Source organism: Stenotrophomonas sp. SMYL86 (assembly GCF_036320025.1).
Classification (GTDB): domain Bacteria; phylum Pseudomonadota; class Gammaproteobacteria; order Xanthomonadales; family Xanthomonadaceae; genus Stenotrophomonas; species Stenotrophomonas maltophilia_A.
In genome coordinates this window covers 100,262-119,978 of sequence record NZ_JAWIRU010000005.1, presented here as the reverse complement: position 1 = coordinate 119,978, position 19,717 = coordinate 100,262, and the positions used below count along the sequence as shown (strand labels likewise).

Annotated in this window: 18 protein-coding genes; 7 read left to right on the top strand and 11 right to left on the bottom strand. The window is 66.7% G+C overall.

Annotated elements, in window-relative coordinates; all coding sequences use genetic code 11:
- Positions 1–177: 177 nt before the first annotated feature.
- From recO to rpoE, 9 genes are all read right to left on the bottom strand, one after another.
- The gene (gene recO / locus V3B64_RS08005; RefSeq protein ID WP_032129846.1) at positions 178–897 is read right to left on the bottom strand and encodes a DNA repair protein RecO; all 720 of its coding nucleotides are present in this window, start codon (positions 895–897) and stop codon (positions 178–180) included.
- Positions 898–915: 18 nt separating this feature from the next.
- Complete coding sequence (gene era / locus V3B64_RS08000; RefSeq protein ID WP_010482823.1) at positions 916–1,812, bottom strand: GTPase Era; 897 nt, start codon at positions 1,810–1,812, stop codon at positions 916–918.
- Positions 1,809–2,489 (bottom strand): ribonuclease III, encoded by a 681-nt coding sequence (rnc, locus tag V3B64_RS07995; protein WP_032129847.1) that lies wholly within the window; start codon positions 2,487–2,489, stop codon positions 1,809–1,811. The genes era and rnc overlap by 4 nt, the downstream gene beginning before the upstream one ends.
- The gene (locus tag V3B64_RS07990) at positions 2,479–2,862 is read right to left on the bottom strand and encodes a DUF4845 domain-containing protein (protein ID WP_010482821.1); all 384 of its coding nucleotides are present in this window, start codon (positions 2,860–2,862) and stop codon (positions 2,479–2,481) included. Before V3B64_RS07990 ends, rnc begins: the two co-directional genes overlap by 11 nt.
- 52 nt (positions 2,863–2,914) lie before the next feature.
- The gene (gene lepB, locus V3B64_RS07985) at positions 2,915–3,709 is read right to left on the bottom strand and encodes a signal peptidase I (RefSeq protein ID WP_032129848.1); all 795 of its coding nucleotides are present in this window, start codon (positions 3,707–3,709) and stop codon (positions 2,915–2,917) included.
- A 54-nt stretch (positions 3,710–3,763) separates the two neighbouring features.
- Positions 3,764–5,557 (bottom strand): translation elongation factor 4, encoded by a 1,794-nt coding sequence (gene lepA, locus V3B64_RS07980; RefSeq protein ID WP_032129849.1) that lies wholly within the window; start codon positions 5,555–5,557, stop codon positions 3,764–3,766.
- Positions 5,558–5,736: 179 nt separating this feature from the next.
- Positions 5,737–7,272 (bottom strand): DegQ family serine endoprotease, encoded by a 1,536-nt coding sequence (locus tag V3B64_RS07975; protein WP_032129850.1) that lies wholly within the window; start codon positions 7,270–7,272, stop codon positions 5,737–5,739.
- Positions 7,273–7,346: 74 nt separating this feature from the next.
- Positions 7,347–8,231 (bottom strand): RseA family anti-sigma factor, encoded by an 885-nt coding sequence (locus V3B64_RS07970; RefSeq protein WP_329913916.1) that lies wholly within the window; start codon positions 8,229–8,231, stop codon positions 7,347–7,349.
- Entirely contained in the window at positions 8,228–8,848 is a 621-nt protein-coding gene (gene rpoE, locus V3B64_RS07965; protein WP_010482816.1) for an RNA polymerase sigma factor RpoE, read from the bottom strand. The genes V3B64_RS07970 and rpoE overlap by 4 nt, the downstream gene beginning before the upstream one ends.
- Positions 8,849–9,083: 235 nt before the next feature.
- On the opposite strand from rpoE, the gene V3B64_RS07960 reads away from it, so the two are divergent.
- From V3B64_RS07960 to V3B64_RS07945, 4 genes are all read left to right on the top strand, one after another.
- Positions 9,084–11,147 carry a 3-hydroxyacyl-CoA dehydrogenase NAD-binding domain-containing protein gene (locus V3B64_RS07960; protein WP_329913915.1) on the top strand — a complete coding sequence of 688 codons (2,064 nt, stop codon included), beginning with the start codon at positions 9,084–9,086 and terminating at the stop codon, positions 11,145–11,147.
- Between the two features lie 709 nt (positions 11,148–11,856).
- Positions 11,857–12,720 (top strand): pirin family protein, encoded by an 864-nt coding sequence (locus tag V3B64_RS07955; RefSeq protein WP_329913914.1) that lies wholly within the window; start codon positions 11,857–11,859, stop codon positions 12,718–12,720.
- A gap of 121 nt (positions 12,721–12,841) precedes the next feature.
- Entirely contained in the window at positions 12,842–13,561 is a 720-nt protein-coding gene (gene aqpZ, locus V3B64_RS07950) for an aquaporin Z (protein WP_032129854.1), read from the top strand.
- A gap of 196 nt (positions 13,562–13,757) precedes the next feature.
- Complete coding sequence (locus V3B64_RS07945; protein WP_032129855.1) at positions 13,758–14,216, top strand: hypothetical protein; 459 nt, start codon at positions 13,758–13,760, stop codon at positions 14,214–14,216.
- Positions 14,217–14,344: 128 nt separating this feature from the next.
- On the opposite strand, the gene V3B64_RS07940 is transcribed toward V3B64_RS07945, so the two are convergent.
- Complete coding sequence (locus tag V3B64_RS07940; RefSeq protein WP_197617003.1) at positions 14,345–15,196, bottom strand: pirin family protein; 852 nt, start codon at positions 15,194–15,196, stop codon at positions 14,345–14,347.
- 215 nt (positions 15,197–15,411) lie between these two features.
- Here V3B64_RS07940 and V3B64_RS07935 point away from each other — a divergent pair, with 215 nt between their 5' ends.
- Complete coding sequence (locus V3B64_RS07935; protein WP_329913913.1) at positions 15,412–17,493, top strand: carbon starvation CstA family protein; 2,082 nt, start codon at positions 15,412–15,414, stop codon at positions 17,491–17,493.
- Positions 17,493–17,717 (top strand): CstA-like transporter-associated (seleno)protein, encoded by a 225-nt coding sequence (locus V3B64_RS07930; protein ID WP_005410613.1) that lies wholly within the window; start codon positions 17,493–17,495, stop codon positions 17,715–17,717. Before V3B64_RS07935 ends, V3B64_RS07930 begins: the two co-directional genes overlap by 1 nt.
- 204 nt (positions 17,718–17,921) lie before the next feature.
- Here the strand turns inward: V3B64_RS07930 and V3B64_RS07925 are convergent, their stop codons facing one another.
- Complete coding sequence (locus tag V3B64_RS07925) at positions 17,922–19,172, bottom strand: DUF819 family protein (protein WP_049421249.1); 1,251 nt, start codon at positions 19,170–19,172, stop codon at positions 17,922–17,924.
- A gap of 133 nt (positions 19,173–19,305) precedes the next feature.
- On the opposite strand from V3B64_RS07925, the gene V3B64_RS07920 reads away from it, so the two are divergent.
- A complete protein-coding gene (locus tag V3B64_RS07920) occupies positions 19,306–19,695 on the top strand; it encodes a VOC family protein (protein ID WP_049401346.1) in 390 nt (129 codons plus the stop codon).
- Positions 19,696–19,717 lie beyond the last annotated feature (22 nt).

Here is a 19,717-nt window from a genome sequence, read left to right as displayed (position 1 = left end):
GGGGGGCGGCCCCCCCCCCCCCGCCGCCCCCCCCCCCCCCGCCCCCCCCCCCCCCCCCCCCCCCCCCCCCCCCCCCCCCCCCCCCCCCCCCCCGCCATCCCACGGATAGCCAGCTTTTGCAGTTGACGTTGACGTTGATTCGGCAGGTGCAGGGCTGCAAGCCCTGCCGAACACCCCTCAACGCCTGGGAGCGAGCTGCTCGAGCATTTCCCAGGACTTCAGTCCTCGTGGCCCCAGGTGATGGGCCAGCACCCGCCGCATCGGCAGGCGCAGGCTGGCCAGGTCGGCGGCATCGGGCTCTTCATCGGCGGCCAGCGCCAGCAGCGCAGAACCCGTCGCGGCCGCCCGGCGTTCCCCACCGCGCTCGCTGAGCAGGCGCTGCGCGCCTTCCTGTGGGTCCAGTTCGTAGCGCGCGGCCGGGTCGATCGGCTGGCCGTCGCTGGCGCTGTCCAGATCGAAACCCAGGCCCAGCGCAGACAGCAGCTCGCGCTCAAACCGGCGCAGGGTCCAGGCCAGGCCGGCGCCCACGGCCAGCCGCGCGCGTGCCTCGCCGTAGGCCAGGTACAACTCCGGCAGCGGGTCCTGGCGCGGGGCCAGGCGCAGGGTCAATTCACTCAGATAGAAGCCGGCCAGCATCGCCTGGCCGACCAGGCGCGGGGCAGCATCCAGTGCCTCGGCACCCCGCAGCTGGGCCAATTCGCCCCGCTGCTGGGCACTGAAGCGGATCCACTGCAGCGGCTGCAGGGCCGCGCGCAGCACCTGTCCCTTGGCGGTGGATACGCCACGCGCGAGCAGGCCGATCCGGCCATGCTGCGCGCTCAGCACTTCGACCAGCAGGCTGGTCTCGCGATAGGCCCGTGCATGCAGCACGAAGCCGGTGTCGTCCTCGATCATCATCGAAGCGACTGCAACGGCTTACTCGTAACCGAAGGCCTTCAGTGCGGCCTCGTCGTCGGACCAGCCTTCACGCACGCGCACCCAGGTCTCCAGGAACACCTTGGCACCGAACAGGCGCTCCATCTGCAGGCGGGACTTGGCCCCGATCTCCTTCAGGCGGGTACCACCCTTGCCGATCACGATCGCCTTCTGGCCCTCGCGCTCGACCCAGATCACCGCACCGATGCGCAGCAGGTTGCCATCTTCGGTGAAGCGCTCGATTTCCACGGTGGTGGCATACGGCAGCTCTTCGCCGAGCTGGCGCATCAGCTGTTCACGTACCAGTTCGCCGGCCAGGAAGCGCTGGCTGCGGTCGGTGATCTCGTCTTCGCCGAACATCGGCGGCGCTTCCGGCAGCAGCGCCAGTACGTCGCGTACCAGTGCCTCCAGGCCGTTGCGCTTCTGCGCCGAGATCGGATGCACCGACGAGAAATCGCGGCCGGCCGTGACTTCCTGCAGGAACGGCAGCAACGCGCCCTTGTCCTTCAGCCGGTCGATCTTGTTGACCACCAGCACCACCGGGATACCGGCGTCGCGCAGAACATTGAAGGCCAGGCTGTCTTCCTCGTCCCAGCGACCAGCTTCGATCACCAGCAGGCCGGCATCGACGCCTTCCAGCGAACCGCGCGCGGCGCGGTTCATCACCCGGTTCATCGCCCGCTTCTGCACCTTGTGCAGGCCGGGGGTGTCGACCAGCACCAGCTGGCCTTCCGGATAGGTGGCGATGCCCAGCAGGCGATGGCGCGTGGTCTGCGGGCGGTTGGAAACGATGCTGACCTTGGCCCCGACCAGGGCATTGGTCAGGGTCGATTTGCCCACGTTCGGGCGGCCGATGACGGCCACGCTGCCGCAATGATGGGAAGTTTGTTCGCTCACTTGGAATCCAGTTGTTCTAGGACGGCTGCAGCCGCCTGTTGTTCGGCAAGCCGCCGCGAGGCGCCTTCGCCCTCGGTGCTGGCGGCCGGGTCGGCTACGTTGCAGCGTACCCGGAAGTGCTTGGCGTGGTCGTCACCGGATTCTGACACCAGTTCATACTGCGGCAACGCCTTCTGTCGGGCCTGCAGCCATTCCTGCAGGCGGGTCTTGGGGTCCTTCTCGGGCCGACCGGAAGCCGGCAGTGCCTCGATCGAAGCGCTGAACCAGGGCAGTACCACCGCCCGGCAGGCCTCGAAGCCGGCATCCAGGTAGATCGCGGCCACCACGGCTTCCACCGCGTCGGCCAGGATCGAGTCGCGGCGATGACCACCGGACTTCATTTCGCCGGGGCCCAGGGTCAGCCGCTCGCCCAGTTCCAGGGTGCGCCCGATCACCGCCAGCGCGCCTTCACGCACCAGCTCGGCACGGGCACGGGTCATCGCGCCTTCGTCAGCCTTGGGCCAGCGTCGGTACAACGCCTCGGCCGCCATCATGTTGACGATGCTGTCGCCGAGGAACTCCAGGCGCTCGTTGTGCGGCGCACCGGCACTGCGATGCGTCAGCGCCTGCTTGAGCAGGGCCGGGTCGCTGAAGGCATGACCGATCAGGTCGCCACGTTGGATGAATTTACTGGGCACCGCTTCGTGTCAGGTCCTGGGAAGAATCGAATTTGCCAACCACATCGAGGTTGCCGATCAGCTGACGGCGCACTTCGTAGTTGACCTTGAGGGTCCAGCCATTGTCGCGACGGTCGAACTTCACGTTGGCCGGCTTCACGTTGTCCGAATAGTTGATGTACAGGCGCTTGAAGAACAGGTCCTGGATGCGCGCCGGCTCCATGCTGCCCACGCCCGGCTCGTTGGCCAGGCTCTTCATCGCCGAGCGCACCGCGTAGTACTCCTGGTACATCGGGAACAGCTTCATGCCGATGTAGAGGAAGAAGCCAACCACGATCAGGACCGTCAGGAACGAGGTCAGGGTCATGCCACGCTGCGTGTTCATCGTCTTCATTGCGTTCTCCCCAGATACGCGTTGGATGTGAAAATACTCAGTTGGTGCCCGCTCAGTTGATGCTCGAGCCGATCCGCGACGGCTCGAAGCCATCCTTGCAGAACCAGCCCTGGCAGTTCAGCCAGATCAGGAACGCCTTGCCACGCAGGTTCTCTTCCGGCAGCAGGCCCCAGAAACGGCCATCATCGCTGTTGTCGCGGTTGTCGCCCATCACCAGGTACTTGCCGGCCGGCACGGTCCACTGGCCCTGGCCACGCGGATAGTCGGTCTCCAGCACCGTGTGGGTGCGGCCCGGCAGGTGCTCGACCAGCAGGTTGGCGCCCTCGCCCTGGCCCTTGTGGCCGGCGTAGATCCCCTTGTTGTCGTACTTCAGCGGCTCGCCGTTGAGGATCACGCCATCGCCTTCGAAGACCACGGTGTCACCCGGCACGCCGATCACGCGCTTGATGAAGTTCTCGCCCTTGGCCGGATCGTTCTCGCCATGGCCGGGGAAGTGGAACACCACCACGTCACCACGCGAGGGCTCACCCACCGGCACGAACTTGGTGTTGCTGATCGGCAGGCGCAGGCCGTAGGAGAACTTGTTGACCAGGATGAAATCGCCGATCAGCAGGTTCGGCATCATCGAGCTGGACGGGATCTTGTACGGCTCGGCAATGAAGCTGCGCACGATCAGCACGATCGCCAGCACCGGGAAGAACGCACGCGAGTAGTCCACCAGCACCGGCTCGGAATCGAGCAGGCCCGCGCGCTGGGCGCGACGCTTGGCGAGGTACAGCTTGTCCGCGAGCAGGATCAGGCCCGAGGCCAGGGTCAGCACGACCAGGAGGATCTCAAACAGTTTCATTCAGGGTCCTTTGCAACGTCACCAGACGACCGGCCCCGCAGGGCCGGTGCGGGCTTACTTGTTGTCCATCTGCAGCACGGCCAGGAACGCTTCCTGCGGGATCTCCACGCGGCCGACCTGCTTCATGCGCTTCTTGCCTTCCTTCTGCTTTTCCAGAAGCTTCTTCTTGCGCGAAACGTCGCCACCATAGCACTTGGCCAGCACGTTCTTGCGCATGGCCTTGACCGTGGTACGGGCGATGATCTGCGAGCCAACGGCGGCCTGGATGGCCACGTCGAACATCTGGCGCGGGATCAGGTCCTTCATCTTTTCGCACAGTTCGCGGCCGCGACGGTCGGCATGGCTGCGGTGCACGATCAGCGACAGTGCATCGACCTTGTCACCGTTGATCAGTACGTCCACGCGCACGAACGGGCCTGCGTCGAAGCGCACGAAGTGGTAGTCCAGCGAGGCATAGCCACGGCTGACCGACTTCAGCTTGTCGAAGAAGTCCAGCACCACCTCGGCCATCGGCAGCTCGTAGCTGATCTGCACCTGGCTGCCCAGGTAGTTGATGCCGATCTGGCTGCCGCGCTTCTCTTCGCACAGCTTGATGATGTTGCCGATGTACTCCTCGGGGGTGAGCACGTTGGCACGGATGATCGGCTCGCGGATCTCCTCGACCTGGTTCACCGGCGGCAGCTTGGCCGGGTTGTCCATGTTGATGATCGAGCCATCGGTCTTCAGGACTTCATACACCACCGTCGGCGCGGTGCTGATCAGGTCCAGGTTGTATTCGCGCTCCAGGCGCTCCTGCACGATTTCCATGTGCAGCATGCCGAGGAAGCCGCAGCGGAAGCCGAAGCCCATCGCCTCGGAGCTTTCCGGCTCGAAACGCAGCGCGGCATCGTTCAGGCGCAGCTTGTCCAGCGCTTCGCGCAGGTCCGGGTAGTCCTCGGCATCGACCGGGAACAGGCCGGCGAACACGCGCGGCTGCATTTCCTGGAAGCCCGGCAGCGGCTTCGGTGCCGGGTCGCCGGCCAGGGTCAGGGTGTCGCCAACCGGCGCACCGTGCACGTCCTTGATGCTGGCGGTGACCCAACCCACTTCACCTGCACGCAGCGCCGGCAGCACCTTGCGCTTCGGGGTGAACACGCCGACGTTGTCGACCTGGTGGTTGCGGCCGGTGGACATCACCTGCAGCTTGTCACCTGCCTTGATCTCGCCCTGCATCACGCGCACCAGCGAGACCACACCCAGGTAGTTGTCGAACCAGGAGTCGATGATCAGCGCCTGCAGCTTGTCGGTGTCGCGCGGCTTCGGCGGCGGGATGCGATGCACGATCGCTTCCAGCACGTCCTGCACGTTCAGGCCGGTCTTGGCACTGACCGGCACGGCGTCGGAGGCGTCGATGCCGATCACGGCCTCGATCTCGGCCTTGGCACGCTCGATGTCGGCGGTGGGCAGGTCGATCTTGTTGATCACCGGCACCACTTCCAGGCCCTGCTCCACGGCGGTGTAGCAGTTGGCCACCGACTGCGCTTCCACGCCCTGGGCCGCATCGACCACCAGCAGCGCGCCTTCGCAGGCGGCCAGCGAGCGGCTGACTTCATAGGAGAAGTCGACGTGGCCGGGGGTGTCGATGAAGTTCAGGTGGTAGGTCTGCCCGTCCTTGGCCAGGTACGGCAGCGACACCGACTGCGCCTTGATCGTGATGCCACGCTCGCGCTCGATCGGGTTGGAGTCGAGCACCTGCGCTTCCATCTCGCGGGCCTGCAGGCCACCACAGAGCTGGATGATGCGGTCGGCCAGCGTGGACTTGCCGTGGTCGACATGGGCGATGATGGAGAAGTTGCGGATGTTCCGCATCGAATCAGAAGACATAGGTGGCGGCGGCGCGCGGCGTCGTCAGGGTAACGGTCGATTATCGCATGCCCGGCGCCCGCCCGCGAAAACGGCCTCATCGGACCGGGCCCGGAATGGCCGAAGCCCCGCCAGGGCGGGGCTTCGGGGAAAAGCCGGGGCCGCCGAAGCGGCCCCGGCAGGCCTTACTGGCCGGCCTTGACCGCGACGAACGCGCTGTTGCCGCTGCCGGTGCGCACCAGCAGCATCACCACGTCGCCCTTCTTGTAGCTGGAAAGCGCACGGTTCAGCGCGTCCACGCTGCCGACCTGGGTGCTGGCCACCTGCAGGATCACCATGCCCGGAGACAGGCCCGCATCACGCGCGCCCTGGCCCTTGACCCCGGTGATGCGCACGCCTTCGCCCGATTCCAGGCCCAGCTGCTTGCGCTGCGGTGCGGTCAGGTCACTGACGTCCAGCCCCAGCAGGGCATTGGCGCCGGCCTGCGGAGCCGCATCGCTGTCGCCGGTGGCCGGGCCACGCGAACCGGCCTGCCCGTCTTCGGTCAGTGCGGTCAGGGTGGCACTGAGGTCGCGCGGCTTGCCATCACGGATCACGCCCAGGGTGACCCGGCTGCCCGGTGCCATCGCGCCGATCAGCGGCGGCAGGTCGGACCAGCTGTTGACCGGCGCGCCGTTCACCGAACGGATCACATCGCCGATCTTCACCCCGGCCCGGGCTGCAGCCGAGTCCGGCACGATCTGGTTGACCAGGGCGCCGCGGCTGTCCGGCAGGCCCATCGCCTGCGCCTTCAGCCCGTCGATTTCCTGCACCACCGCGCCGAGCTGGCCACGGGTGACCTTGCCGGTCTTCTTGATCTGCTCGACCGCGCTCATCGCCAGGTCGATGGGGATCGCGAAGCTGATGCCCATGTAGCCGCCCGAGGCGGAGAAGATCTGCGAGTTGATGCCGACCACTTCGCCACGGGTGTTCAGCAGCGGGCCACCGGAGTTGCCCTGGTTGATCGCCACGTCGGTCTGGATGAAGGGCACGTAGCGCTGGTCCGGACCACCTGTGCTGCGGCCGAGGGCGCTGACCACGCCGGCAGTGACCGAGTGGTCGAGGCCGAACGGCGAACCGATCGCGACCACCCACTGACCCGGCTTGAGGGAGTTGGAGTCGCCAACGCGCACGGTCGGCAGGTTCTTGCCGTCGATTTTCAGCAGTGCCACGTCGTACTGCTGGTCGCTGCCCACCACTTTCGCGGTGAACTCACGGCGGTCACCCAGCTTGACCTTCACCTCGCTGGCATCGGCCACCACGTGGTAGTTGGTCAGCACATAGCCATCGGGCGAGATGATGAAGCCCGAGCCCATGCCGCGGCCCTTGATGCTGGGGCCACCGTCCGGACCGCCCGGGCCCTGCCCCGGCATCGGGAAATCCGGGCCGAAGAAGCGGCGGAAGAACTCCGGCATGTCATCGTCGCCGCCCATCGGGCCCCGCGAGGCCTGGCGGTTGTTGCGGACGATGGTGGTGTCGACGTTGACCACGCCAGGCCCGACCTGTTCGACCAGATTGGTGAAGTCAGGCAGGCCCGTGACCAGCGGCTGGGCCGGGGCCCGCGGCGCGGCGGCCGGCGCGGCCTGGGTCTGGGCGGCCGGAGCCGGGGCCTGCGCGCAGGCCACCAACGGCAGGGTCAGGGCCAGCAGGCCCATGGCCTGCGTGCGGAGTCGGGGAGTCATCGGACGGCAACCTCCGGATCGGATGGAAAGAGGAATACGGGCCCCGCCGACGGCGGGGCGTGAAAGCGCCCGGCTCAGTCGCGCGGGCGCGGCGGCACCGGCAGGTCGTCCTGCAGGCGCGGCTCGAACGGGTAGAACGCGGCGCCCCCGGCGTGGGCCGGGAAGCTCGCATTGAGCGCGCCACCGGCAGCGGGCGCCAGGCTGGAGCGCGGCCACGGTCGCGCCTGCAGGCCACCAACCTCACCGAACGGCATGTTGCGGCTGGCATTGTCGGCCGGCACGGTCGGGGTCAGCGGCGCCTGTGCAGCGGCCACGGCGCGTTGCGGCATGTCCTCGCGCTGGGCGGCACGCGCGGCCTGCTGGCTGCGGGTAGCGCTGGCGCGACGGGTGTCCTGGCGTCGGCTGGCCGCGGCCATGGCCACTGCCGGTACACCGGCCACGGCCATTGCGGCGGTATCCACCGAGGCTTCGGTTACCGGAGCCGGCGTCGTCGGCGCGGGCGCAAGTTCGGCCTGGCTGGCGATCACCTGCGGTGCCAACGGCTCGCCCGGGGTGGCTTCCTTCAGCTTCTCGCCGCCCATGAACAGCGCCACCGCCGCCACCGAGGCAGCCAGTGCGGCGCCACCGCCCCAGGCCCGCCAACCGCTGCGGCGCACCTCGCGGCGCGGCTCGGCCTGCAGCGCCGGTTCGGCAGCGATGGCGGCGGCCACCGCCGCGCTGAAGCCGGCCGGCGCCAGCGCCGAGGCCTGCCCGCGCATCACGTCACCCAGCAGCTGCCAGCGTTCCTGGCAGCCGGCCAGCTCGGGGTCGTGCTCCATCCGGCGCAGCAGGAAGCGCGCTTCGTCGGCGCCCAGCTCGCCATCGACCAGGGCCGACAGCTGTTCGCGATGGCGCTGGTCCAGGCGCTGCCCGGCGGGCGATTGGTGGTTCTGCGATTCGTTGAACGGATTACTGGTCATACGCGGCTCTTCTCACGGGTGGCGCTGCCGATGTCCAACAGCGGCCGGAGTTCGGTGTCGATCGCCTCGCGCGCCCGGAAGATCCGTGAACGCACGGTGCCGATCGGGCACCCCATTTTCTGCGCGATATCTTCGTAACTCAGGCCTTCCACCTCGCGCAGGGTGATCGCCAACCGGAGTTCTTCCGGCAGCGCATTGACGGCCTTCATCACCGTCTGTTCCAGTTCCTGGCGCATCAACTCGCGTTCGGGCGTATCCGTGTCGCGCAGGCGCGTCCCGCTGTCGAACTGTTCGGCGTCACCGATGTCGATGTCATCGGTCGGCGGCCGGCGATTGTGTGAAGCCAGGTAGTTTTTGGCGGTATTCACGGCGATTCGATGCAACCAGGTTGAGAACTGGGCATCGCCGCGGAAACTTCCGATCGCGCGGTACGCACGGATGAAAGTGTCCTGGGCGACGTCCTGACATTCGCTCCAGTCGGCGATGTAGCGACCGACCAGGGCCACCACGCGATGCTGGTACTTGCGCACCAGGACATCGAACGCGGCGCTCTCGCCGTGCTGCACGCGCCGGACCAGTTCCAGATCCAGCTCCTGAGGTGTATCAACATCGGCCATGAGGGGCCGCACTCCTGTCAGCCCAACCGACGTCGGGCAATGAGACTGCCAATCCCGGGAAAAGTTCAGTCGCCGATCACCTGGCGCCGCACCAGCTTTTAACCACCGTTCCGTTAGCGTCCCGGTCCACGGCCATGGATCCGGGGTCGCCACTCCCCTGCTATTGGGATTTGACGCGGGGGAAACAACCTCTGGATCATAGCCGCTTCTCCATACACAACCGGATGGAACGTCCATGCTCTCAGGCTTCGATGGTCTCCGCTTCAGCCACTGGCACCCCGAGATCCGCGACGACGGCGTGGTGGTTCTCTCCCTGGATCGTCAGGACAGCAGCGTCAACGCCATGTCGCAGGACGTGCTGCTGGAACTGGGCGACCTGCTCGAGCGCATTGCACTGGACCCGCCCAAGGGCGTGGTGATCCAGTCGCTGAAGAAGGCCGGCTTCATTGCCGGTGCCGACCTGAAGGAGTTCCAGGAGTTCGACCGCCGCGGCACCGTCAACGACGCCATCCGTCGCGGCCAGGCCACCTACCAGAAGCTGGCTGAACTGCCCTGCCCGACCGTGGCAGCCATCCACGGCCACTGCCTGGGCGGCGGTACCGAGCTGGCGCTGGCCTGCCGCTACCGCGTGGCCTCCAATGACAGCAGCACCCGCATCGGCCTGCCGGAGACCCAGCTGGGCATCTTCCCGGGCTGGGGTGGCAGCGCGCGCCTGCCGCAGCTGGTCGGCGCACCGGCGGCGATGGACATGATGCTGACCGGCCGCACCCTGTCGGCCTCGGCTGCGCGTGGCATCGGCCTGGTCGACAAGGTGGTGGCACCGGCGGTGGTGCTCGACACGGCCGTAGCGCTGGCGCTGTCCGGCACCACCCGTCCGTTCAAGCAGCGAGCAACAGCGTGGGCCACCAACACCTGGCTGGCACGCACGCTGCTGGCACCGCAGATGGTCAAGCAGGTCGCACGCAAGGCCAAGAAGGACCAGTATCCGGCGCCCTACGCGCTGATCAGCACCTGGCAGCGCAGCGGCGGCAAGCCGATCCAGGCGCGCCTGGATGCCGAACGTCGCGCAGTGGTGAAGCTGGCCAGCACGCAGACCGCGCGCAACCTGATCCGCATTTTCTTCCTGACCGAGCGCCTGAAGGGCCTCGGCGGTGGTGATTCCGGCATCCGCCACGTGCACGTGGTCGGCGCCGGCGTGATGGGCGGCGACATCGCCGCGTGGGCCGCCTACAAGGGCTTCGACGTGACCCTGCAGGACCGCGAGCAGCGCTTCATCGACCCGGCCATGGAGCGCGCGCAGGCGCTGTTCGCCAAGAAGGTACGCGACGAGAGCAAGCGTCCTGCGGTGGCCGCGCGCCTGCGGGCCGACCTGGAAGGCAGCGGCGTGGCCGAGGCCGACCTGGTGATCGAGGCGATCATCGAGAACCCGGAAGCCAAGCGCGCGCTGTACCAGACGCTGGAACCGAAGATGAAGCTGGACGCGCTGCTGACCACCAACACCTCGTCGATTCCGCTGGTGGAACTGCGCGACCACATCCAGCGCCCGGCGCAGTTCGCCGGCCTGCACTACTTCAACCCGGTGGCGCAGATGCCGCTGGTGGAGATCATCCACCACGACGGCATGGCGCCGGAGACCGAACGCCGCCTGGCCGCGTTCTGCAAGGCACTGGGCAAGTTCCCGGTGCCGGTGGCCGGCAGCCCGGGCTTCCTGGTCAACCGCGTGCTGTTCCCGTACATGCTGGAAGCCGCCACTGCCTACGCCGAAGGCATCCCGGGCCCGGTGATCGACAGGGCGGCGGTGAAGTTCGGCATGCCGATGGGTCCGATCGAACTGATCGATACCGTGGGCCTGGACGTAGCCGCCGGTGTCGGCCGCGAACTGGCACCGTTCCTGGGCCTGCAGATTCCGGCCGCGCTGCAGACGGTGGAACCGGACAAGCGCGGCAAGAAGGATGGCCAGGGCATCTACACCTGGGAGAACGGCAAGCCGAAGAAGCCGGACGTGGCCAGCGATTACCAGGCCCCGGCCGATCTGGAGGACCGCCTGATCCTGCCGCTGTTGAACGAAGCGGTGGCCTGCCTGCACGAAGGCGTGGTGGCCGATGCGGACCTGCTGGATGCCGGCGTGATCTTCGGCACCGGCTTCGCACCGTTCCGCGGTGGTCCGATCCAGCACATCCGCGCGGTGGGTGCCGACGCGATCGTCGAGCGGTTGAAGGCGCTGCAGCAGCGCCATGGTGACCGTTTCGCACCGCGCCCGGGCTGGGACAACCCCGCCCTGCGCGAACCGGTGGTGTGAGTTGATCGGCCGGGCCTGCGGCCCGGCACCCGCAGAGGCAACAGCAACAGCCGAAGCCAGAGCCGGAGCAACAGCCGGCTCTGGCTTTTCTGTTTGTTGGGCGGGGTGGTGTGGGCTTGCAGGACACGCCGTAAACCCGTCCATGGGGGCTCGATGGCGCCATCCATGGCGCCAACGGTCCTGCAAGCCCACACCGCCCCACCCCTGACAGTTTCCCGGTGACGGTCAGTGACCTTCGGGAGCTGGTAGGTGTCGACCTTGGTCGACACGCTTGGTCCACGCCATGCGTGGATGCGAGCGAAGCGACCGGCGTTTGATTTTGATTTTCTTTTTTCTTCTCCGTGGCTGGACGCACACGGAAACTGTCAGAGGCCGGGCGGGGGGGGGGGGGGGGGGGGGGGGGGGGGGGGGGGGGGGGGGGCGCGGGGCGGGGCCCGCGGGCCAGGGGGCGCCCCCCCCCCCCCCGCCCCCCCCCCCCCCCCCCCCCCCCCCCCCCCCCCCCCCCCCCCCCCCCCCCCCCCCCCCCCGGCCAAGCGCGGCTTCTGCTTTACACGACCAAGCAACCAGCCACGAGGGGCTGCGCCGTTGGCTGGAACCCCAGTCGAGCAAGCTCCACTCTACGGAACAACCTGTTACCCATACGGGGCATGTCCCCGTCACAGCCGCGTGCGATGCTGACCACCTGATCCCTGCCAGCGAGAACGCCCGCATGACCACCATCATCGCCCCGCGCGTGCACGACATCGGCGGCCTCGAAGTCCGCCGGGCCGTCCCGACCCTGCAGGCCCGCAGCATCGGCTCGTTCGTGTTCGTCGACCAGATGGGCCCAGCACTCATGCACCCCGGCACCGCCATCGACGTGCGCCCGCATCCGCATATCGGCCTGGCCACCGTCACCTACCTGTGGTCGGGCGCGATCGGCCACCGCGACACGCTGGGTTCGGACCAGGTGATCCGTCCCGGTGACGTCAACTGGATGACCGCCGGCCGCGGCATCGCCCATTCCGAGCGTACGCCGCAGCCGGACCGCGACCATGACAACCCCATCCACGGCATGCAGACCTGGGTGGCGCTGCCGAAATCGCATGAGGAAATCGAACCGGCGTTCTACCACCATGCCGCCGCCACCCTGCCGGAGCAGCGCCGCAATGGTGTCTGGCTGCGGGTAATCGCCGGCCGCGCTTACGGTGAGGAGTCGCCGGTCAAAGTATTCGCCGACACCCTCAACGTAGCGATCGACCTCGACCCGGATGCGGAAATCGATATCGACAACGGCCACCGCGAGCGCGCGCTGTACATCCTCGAAGGCGACGCGCAGCTGGATGGCGTGGACATCCCTGCCCAGCACCTGGTGATCCCCGAGGCTGGTGCGCGTGGCCGCCTGCGCGCGAAGACGCCGGTGAAGGCGATGTTGTTCGGTGGCGAGCCGCTGGATGGCCCGCGTCACCTGTGGTGGAACTTCGTGTCCAGCTCGAAGGAACGTATCGAACAGGCCAAGCACGACTGGGAGGCCGGCCGCTTCGGCACCATCCCGGGCGACGACAAGGAATTCATCCCGCTGCCGCAGTACTGAACATCGCGTGTTGCACACATCCGAAGGTGTATCCCTGCACCCGGCGTTGACACTACAGTCACCCGCTGATCATTGAAGTGTGACATAAATCACACTTTCGACCGTCAAAGGAGTGCAACACATGAGCATGGGTAAACGCTTGTCCGCCGAGTTCCTCGGCACGTTCTGGCTGGTTCTGGGTGGCTGTGGCAGTGCCGTGCTGGCCGCCAAGTTCGGCGGTGACGGCAATCCGCTGGGTATCGGTTTCCTCGGCGTTGCGCTGGCCTTCGGCCTGACCGTGGTGACCGGCGCCTATGCGTTCGGCCATATCTCCGGCGCGCACTTCAATCCGGCGGTCAGTGTCGGCCTGTGGGCCGGCGGTCGTTTCCCGACCAAGGACCTGATCCCGTACATCATCGCCCAGGTCGCCGGCGGCCTGCTGGCCGGCTTCATCCTGCTGCAGATCGCATCGGGCGCCAGCGGCTTCGCCATTGATGGCAGCCAGGCCGGTGCATTCGCCAGCAACGGCTACGGCGCGCTGTCCCCCGGCGGCTACAGCGTGGCCGCGGCCTTCCTGTGCGAAGTGGTGCTGACCGCCGTGTTCCTGATCGTGATCATGGGCGCCACCCACGGCAAGGCACCGGCCGGGTTCGCCCCGCTGGCGATCGGCCTGTCGCTGACCCTGATCCACCTGATCAGCATCCCGGTCACCAACACCTCGGTGAACCCGGCCCGTTCCACGGCGGTGGCCTTCTTCGCCGGCAGCGGCGCGGTCAGCCAGCTGTGGCTGTTCTGGGTTGCCCCGCTGCTGGGCGGCGCGATCGGCGGCATCATCTACAAGTGGATCGGCAACGACCGCTGAGGCCCGTGCGGACCATTGCGGCCGACCATCGGCCGCAATGGTTACGCGTGTAACCGCGATTTGTGCGATCGCTCACGTTCCGTTAAGGTTGAGTTGACCGTCCGTGCACATGCCGGCCGGGGCGGCATCCGGGGATGGGATGCCAAGGCTGCCGGTCCATCCGGCGGAGCCAACGACACACCACCTTGGGGGATGCATGAAGTTCGCGCCTGTAGTGTTGTCGAGCCTGCTGTTCGCGGTGGCCCAGGCCGCCGCGCAGGCTCCCACCGAATGTCCTTCATTGCCGGCCAGCAGCGGCCTGCAGTGGCAACAGCAGGCACAGGCCGATTTCCTGGTCTGCCGCGCCAGCACCGGCGATGGCCGCGAGGTACTGAGCCTGATGCTCAGTGCGCGCGATCCCAACCTTCCATTGAACCGCTCGCTGCGCCAGGAAAAGGGCAGCTTCGGCGGTGAATCGCTGTACTGGTACCAGCCCGATCTGGGTGGCCAGCAGCCGCCCGGCTATGCCGAGCGTCGCATCAGTGTGGTCAAGCTCGACAAAGGGCGTTACGCGCAGATTTCGCTGTATCCGGACAGCGCGCAGGAACTGGGCTCGCTGCAGCAGCTGGCGCAGGGCATGAGCCTGACCCCGTCGGCCGTGGCCGCGGGGCGCTGAAGGTGACGGGGATGACTGCCTGGCAGCATCCCCGCAATGCGAGCCGATCCGACGGTAGTGCCGGCCGCTGGCCGGCACCCCGATCCGCCTTTGTCCGAGGCTGCTGCCGGCCAGCGGCCGGCACTCCCTCAGAACTTGCCTTCCTGGAAATCGACGAAGGCCTGCATCAGTTCCTGCCGCGTGTTCATCACGAACGGCCCGTGGCGCATCACCGGTTCGCGCAGCGGACGGCCGGCCACCAGGATCAACCGCGCGCCTTCGTTGCCGGCCGAAAGGTGCAGCTGTTCGCCGCCGCCCAGCACCGCCAGTTCCTGGCGTGCAACGTCGCGCGCGGCGTCCTGCTCACCCACGGTCATCGCACCTTCGAACACGTAGGCGAACGCGTTGTGCCCCTCCGGCAGCGCATAGGTCCAGGCCCGGTCGGGCGACAGCGTGATGTCGAGGTAGAGCGGATCGGTGGCCGGCTGCACGATCGGGCCATCGGTGCCGTCCACGCTGCCGGCAATCACCTTCACCTCTACGCCCGGCTCCGGGTGCACCACGGGAATGCGCTCGGGTGCGAATTCCTGGTACTTCGGCTCGGTCATCTTCTCCTTCGCCGGCAGGTTCACCCACAGCTGGAACCCGCGCATCTGCCCGCTTTCCTGCTCGGGCATCTCCGAATGCACCAGGCCACGGCCAGCGGTCATCCACTGCACGCTGCCCGGGGTCAGCAGGCCTTCGTTGCCGTGGTTGTCGCGATGCCGCATGCGTCCGTCGAGCATGTAGGTGACGGTCTCGAAACCACGGTGCGGGTGTTCCGGGAAGCCGGCGATGTAGTCTTCGGCACGGTCGGTACCGAACTCATCAAGCAGCAGGAACGGATCCAGGTCGGGCAGCGTCGGGCCGCCGATGACGCGGGTCAGGCGCACGCCGGCACCGTCGGAGGTGGGCATGCCACGGATGGTGCGCAGTACGCGGACCGGTTCGGGAAAGCTCATGGCGACTCCTGTTGGATGGGTGCCACTGAAGATGGACGCCACACGGCCGTAGGCCAATGGATGGCTCCGCAACCGATTGTTCCATCCCTGATGTTCGCTGCACGTCAGCGCAGCCGCCGTACGACCAAAGTACTACCGCTGATTCGTCCTGTGCCAATTGACCCTGTCGTGGGCAAGCAGGACTCTTTGTCTGTCTTTCCGGGAGAGAGCACCTCATGAAAGGGTTTTCCAAACTGGGCTGGGCGGTACTCGCTCTGCTCGGCGCGTTCTGTCTGGGTACCGTGGCGCTGCGCCGCGGCGAACACATCAATGCCCTGTGGATCGTCGTCGCGGCGGTGTCGCTGTACCTCGTCGCCTATCGCTTCTACAGCCTGTTCATCGCCAACAAGGTGATGCAGCTGGATCCGACCCGGGCCACCCCGGCGGTGATCAACAACGATGGCCTGGACTACGTCCCGACCAACAAACACGTGCTGTTCGGCCACCACTTCGCCGCCATTGCCGGCGCCGGCCCGCTGGTCGGCCCGGTGCTGGCCGCGCAGATGGGCTACCTGCCCGGCCTGCTGTGGCTGGTGGTGGGCGTGGTGTTGGCCGGCGCGGTGCAGGACTTCATGGTCCTGTTCCTGTCCAGCCGCCGCAATGGCCGCTCGCTGGGTGACCTGGTAAGAGAAGAGATGGGCCAGGTGCCCGGCACCATCGCGCTGTTCGGTGCGTTCCTGATCATGATCATCATCCTGGCAGTGCTGGCGATGGTGGTGGTCAAGGCGCTGGCCGAAAGCCCGTGGGGCATGTTCACGGTGATTGCGACGATGCCCATCGCGATCCTGATGGGCGTGTACATGCGCTACATCCGCCCCGGCAAGATCGGCGAGATCTCGGTGGTTGGCCTGATCCTGCTGCTCGCCGCGATCTGGTACGGCGGCAAGGTCGCCGCCGACCCGGTCTGGGGCCCGGCGTTCACCTTCACCGGCACCCAGATCACCTGGATGCTGATCGGCTACGGCTTCGTCGCCTCGGTGCTGCCGGTGTGGCTGCTGCTGGCCCCGCGTGATTACCTGTCGACCTTCCTCAAGATCGGCACCATCATCGCGCTGGCCATCGGCATCCTGGTGGTGATGCCGGAACTGAAGATGCCGGCGCTGACCCAGTTCGCCGCCAGCGGCGACGGCCCGGTGTGGAAGGGCGGCATGTTCCCGTTCCTGTTCATCACCATCGCCTGTGGCGCGGTCTCCGGTTTCCATGCACTGATTTCCTCCGGCACCACGCCGAAGCTGCTGGCCAATGAAGCGCACATGCGCTACATCGGCTACGGCGGCATGCTGATGGAATCGTTCGTCGCGGTGATGGCGCTGGTGGCGGCCTCGATCATCGATCCGGGCATCTATTTCGCGATGAACAGCCCGGCGGCGGTGATCGGTGCCGATGCGGCCTCGGCCGCGCACTACATCACCAACACCTGGGGCTTCACCATCACCCCCGAGCAGCTGACCGCGACTGCGGCGGCGATCGGTGAACCGACCATCCTGCATCGTGCAGGTGGCGCGCCAACACTTGCTGTAGGCATCGCGCAGATCCTGCACGAAGCGATTCCCAGTGGCAGCGACGCGATGATGGCGTTCTGGTACCACTTCGCGATCCTGTTCGAAGCGCTGTTCATCCTCACCGCGGTGGACGCCGGTACCCGTGCGGGCCGCTTCATGCTGCAGGACCTGCTGGGCAACTTCGTGCCGGCCCTGAAGAAGACCGAATCGTGGACCGCCAACATCATCGGCACCGCGGGTTGCGTGGCGCTGTGGGGCTACCTGCTGTACACCGGCGTGGTGGATCCGTTCGGCGGCATCCAGACGCTGTGGCCGCTGTTCGGCATCTCCAACCAGATGCTGGCCGGCATCGCGTTGATGCTGGGCACGGTGGTGCTGTTCAAGATGAAGCGTGACCGCTATGCATGGGTGACTGCGGTACCGGCGGTGTGGCTGCTGATCTGCACCACCTACGCCGGCTTCATCAAGATCTTCGACAGCAATCCGGCACAGGGCTTCCTGGCACAGGCACACAAGTTCCAGGCCGCGCTCGCCAGCGACACCATCACTGCACCGGCCAAGTCGGTGGAGCAGATGAAGCAGATCGTGGTCAACGCCTACGTCAACACCGGCCTGACCGCGCTGTTCCTGCTGGTGGTGGGCGCGGTGCTGGTGTATTCGATCAAGACCATCCTGGCGGCCCGCCGAAATCCGCAGCGTACCGACCGCGAGACCCCGTACGTGGCGCTGAAGCCGCATGAAATGGTGGATCTGTGATGAGTACCCAACTGGTTCCCGCCGGCCAGTACCAGGCGCACCGCCGCATCTGGCGGCGCCTGGTGCAGACCGCACGACTGTGCTGTGGCATTCCTGATTACGACAACTACGTCCGGCACATGCTGGAAAAGCATCCGGACCAGGAGCCGATGGACTACAAGACGTTCTTCCGCGAGCGCCAGGAAGCACGTTATGGCGGACGCAACGGTGGCCGCTGCTGTTGAGGGTCCGGTTCAACAGCGCTCGAGTGACGTTGAGTAGATCCACGCCATGCGTGGATGAAACCTGGCAAATATCGAGTTGAGTCCGGGGTCAGATCCGTTTCCTCCGGGAAACAGATCTGACCCCTTCCTTGTTCATGGATACCCATGAAATGCATCCACGCGTGGCGTGGATCTACGGAAGCATGACGCCAGGGCGGTCCGAACTCAGCCGGTGGCCATCCACTTCAGGATCAGGCCGGTGACGTAGGCCAGGCCCGTGCCGGTGGCATAACCCACCGTACCCAGCAGCACGCCCACCGGCGCCAGCGTCGGATGGAACGCCGCCGCCACCACAGGGGCCGAAGCGGCTGCGCCGATGTTGCCCTGCGAACCAATGGCGAAGAAGAACAGCGGCGCGCGCAGCAGCTTGGCCACCACCCACAGCACCAGCACGTGCGTGGCCATCCAGATCGCGCCGAGCAGGAACAGCCACGGCCGATCCAGCAGCGACAGCAGGTTCATCTGCATGCCGATGCAGGCGATCAGGAAGTACAGGAACACCGTGCCCAGCCGCGAAGCGCCAGCCGCTTCCAGCCGGCGGGCACGGGTGAAGCTCAGGCCCAGGCCCATCGCCGTGGACAGCAGGATCACCCAGACGAACTGGCTGTCCAGGCTGAACTGGCTGGCCCAGCTGACATTGGCCTTGAACCAGCCTGCCAGCGGCGCGGCGATGGCATGGGCCAGGCCAACGCCGCCCAGTGCCACGCCAACGATCACCATCAGGTCGGTCATGCTGGGAATGCGTGCGTTCTGTGCCTCGTAGGCACTGATGCGCGCCTTCATCTCGTCGATGGCACGGGTGTCGGCACCATTGCGGGTGTCGATCTGCTGTGCGCGGTTGGCCAGGAACAGCAGGATCGCCATCCACAGACTGGCACAGGCCACGTCAACCACCGCGAACTGGCCGAAGGTGGTGGCATCGGTGCCGAACACCTCGCGCATGGCGACCATGTTGGCGCCGCCACCGATCCAGCTGCCGGCCAACGCCGCCATGCCGGCCCAGGTATCACCGGCCACGGTTTCCGGATGGATCAGCTTCATCAGCTGGAACGAAACGATGGCGCCGAGCATGATGCCGGCGGTACCGGCACAGAACACGATCAGCAGTTTCGGACCAAGCTTGATGACGCCTTTCAGGTCGATCGACAGGGTCAGCAGGACCAGCGCGGCCGGCAGCAGCACGTCACGCGCGACCGGGTTGTACAGCGAGGTGTTGTGGCCATCGATGACACCGGCGGTGTTGTAGACGGCGGGGATGAAATAGCACAGCAGCAGGGCCGGCACCCAGGCGAAGATCTTCTTCAGCAGCGGGGTTGGACCACTGGCGGCCCAGAAGATCAGGGCCAGGGTGGCGGCAATCAGGCCCAGTCCAACGATGTCGTTGCTGATCAGGGCAGTAGCGGGTTCGGTCGGCATGGGATCCTCTGTCGATCGAAAGAGCGGAGAAAAAAAAGCGCCGCATAAGGCGGCGCAGATCGAGATTAACATTGTCTTCACGCCCGGTCATGCTGCAGTGCCGACACCCCCCATCCCGTCAGGGAGCCCACTCATGCAGCTTGGTGCCTTTTCGGTCAGCCTCTCGGTGAAGGATCTCGCGGCCTCCCGTGCCTTCTACGAAGCCCTGGGCTTCTCGGTCACCGGCGGCGATCCGGCACAGAACTGGCTGGTGATGCGCAGCAACGGCACGGTGATCGGGCTGTTCCAGGGCATGTTCGAGGGCAACCTGCTGACCTTCAACCCCGGCTGGGACCAGCACAAGCAGGAACTGCCCCACTTCCAGGATGTGCGTGAGCTGCAGGCAGAGCTGGATACCAGGGGCATCGAACTGGCGGTCCGCACCGATCCTGATGGCCAGGGGACCGGCTACCTGCAGTTGGCCGATCCCGACGGCAACGTGATCCTGATCGACCAGCACGTGGCGCGACCGAACGGGCGTTGAAGCGGACAGCCATTGCCTGGGT

Excerpts from the sequence above, each read along its gene's own strand:
- recO (WP_032129846.1), bottom strand. The coding sequence starts at position 897 with ATGATGATCGAGGACGACACCGGCTTCGTGCTGCATGCACGGGCCTAT.
- V3B64_RS07990 (WP_010482821.1), bottom strand. The coding sequence starts at position 2,862 with ATGAAGACGATGAACACGCAGCGTGGCATGACCCTGACCTCGTTCCTG.
- lepB (WP_032129848.1), bottom strand. The coding sequence starts at position 3,709 with ATGAAACTGTTTGAGATCCTCCTGGTCGTGCTGACCCTGGCCTCGGGC.
- lepA (WP_032129849.1), bottom strand. The coding sequence starts at position 5,557 with ATGCGGAACATCCGCAACTTCTCCATCATCGCCCATGTCGACCACGGC.
- V3B64_RS07975 (WP_032129850.1), bottom strand. The coding sequence starts at position 7,272 with ATGACTCCCCGACTCCGCACGCAGGCCATGGGCCTGCTGGCCCTGACC.
- V3B64_RS07970 (WP_329913916.1), bottom strand. The coding sequence starts at position 8,231 with ATGACCAGTAATCCGTTCAACGAATCGCAGAACCACCAATCGCCCGCC.
- rpoE (WP_010482816.1), bottom strand. The coding sequence starts at position 8,848 with ATGGCCGATGTTGATACACCTCAGGAGCTGGATCTGGAACTGGTCCGG.
- V3B64_RS07960 (WP_329913915.1), top strand. The coding sequence starts at position 9,084 with ATGCTCTCAGGCTTCGATGGTCTCCGCTTCAGCCACTGGCACCCCGAG.
- V3B64_RS07955 (WP_329913914.1), top strand. The coding sequence starts at position 11,857 with ATGACCACCATCATCGCCCCGCGCGTGCACGACATCGGCGGCCTCGAA.
- aqpZ (WP_032129854.1), top strand. The coding sequence starts at position 12,842 with ATGAGCATGGGTAAACGCTTGTCCGCCGAGTTCCTCGGCACGTTCTGG.
- V3B64_RS07945 (WP_032129855.1), top strand. The coding sequence starts at position 13,758 with ATGAAGTTCGCGCCTGTAGTGTTGTCGAGCCTGCTGTTCGCGGTGGCC.
- V3B64_RS07940 (WP_197617003.1), bottom strand. The coding sequence starts at position 15,196 with ATGAGCTTTCCCGAACCGGTCCGCGTACTGCGCACCATCCGTGGCATG.
- V3B64_RS07935 (WP_329913913.1), top strand. The coding sequence starts at position 15,412 with ATGAAAGGGTTTTCCAAACTGGGCTGGGCGGTACTCGCTCTGCTCGGC.
- V3B64_RS07930 (WP_005410613.1), top strand. The coding sequence starts at position 17,493 with ATGAGTACCCAACTGGTTCCCGCCGGCCAGTACCAGGCGCACCGCCGC.
- V3B64_RS07925 (WP_049421249.1), bottom strand. The coding sequence starts at position 19,172 with ATGCCGACCGAACCCGCTACTGCCCTGATCAGCAACGACATCGTTGGA.
- V3B64_RS07920 (WP_049401346.1), top strand. The coding sequence starts at position 19,306 with ATGCAGCTTGGTGCCTTTTCGGTCAGCCTCTCGGTGAAGGATCTCGCG.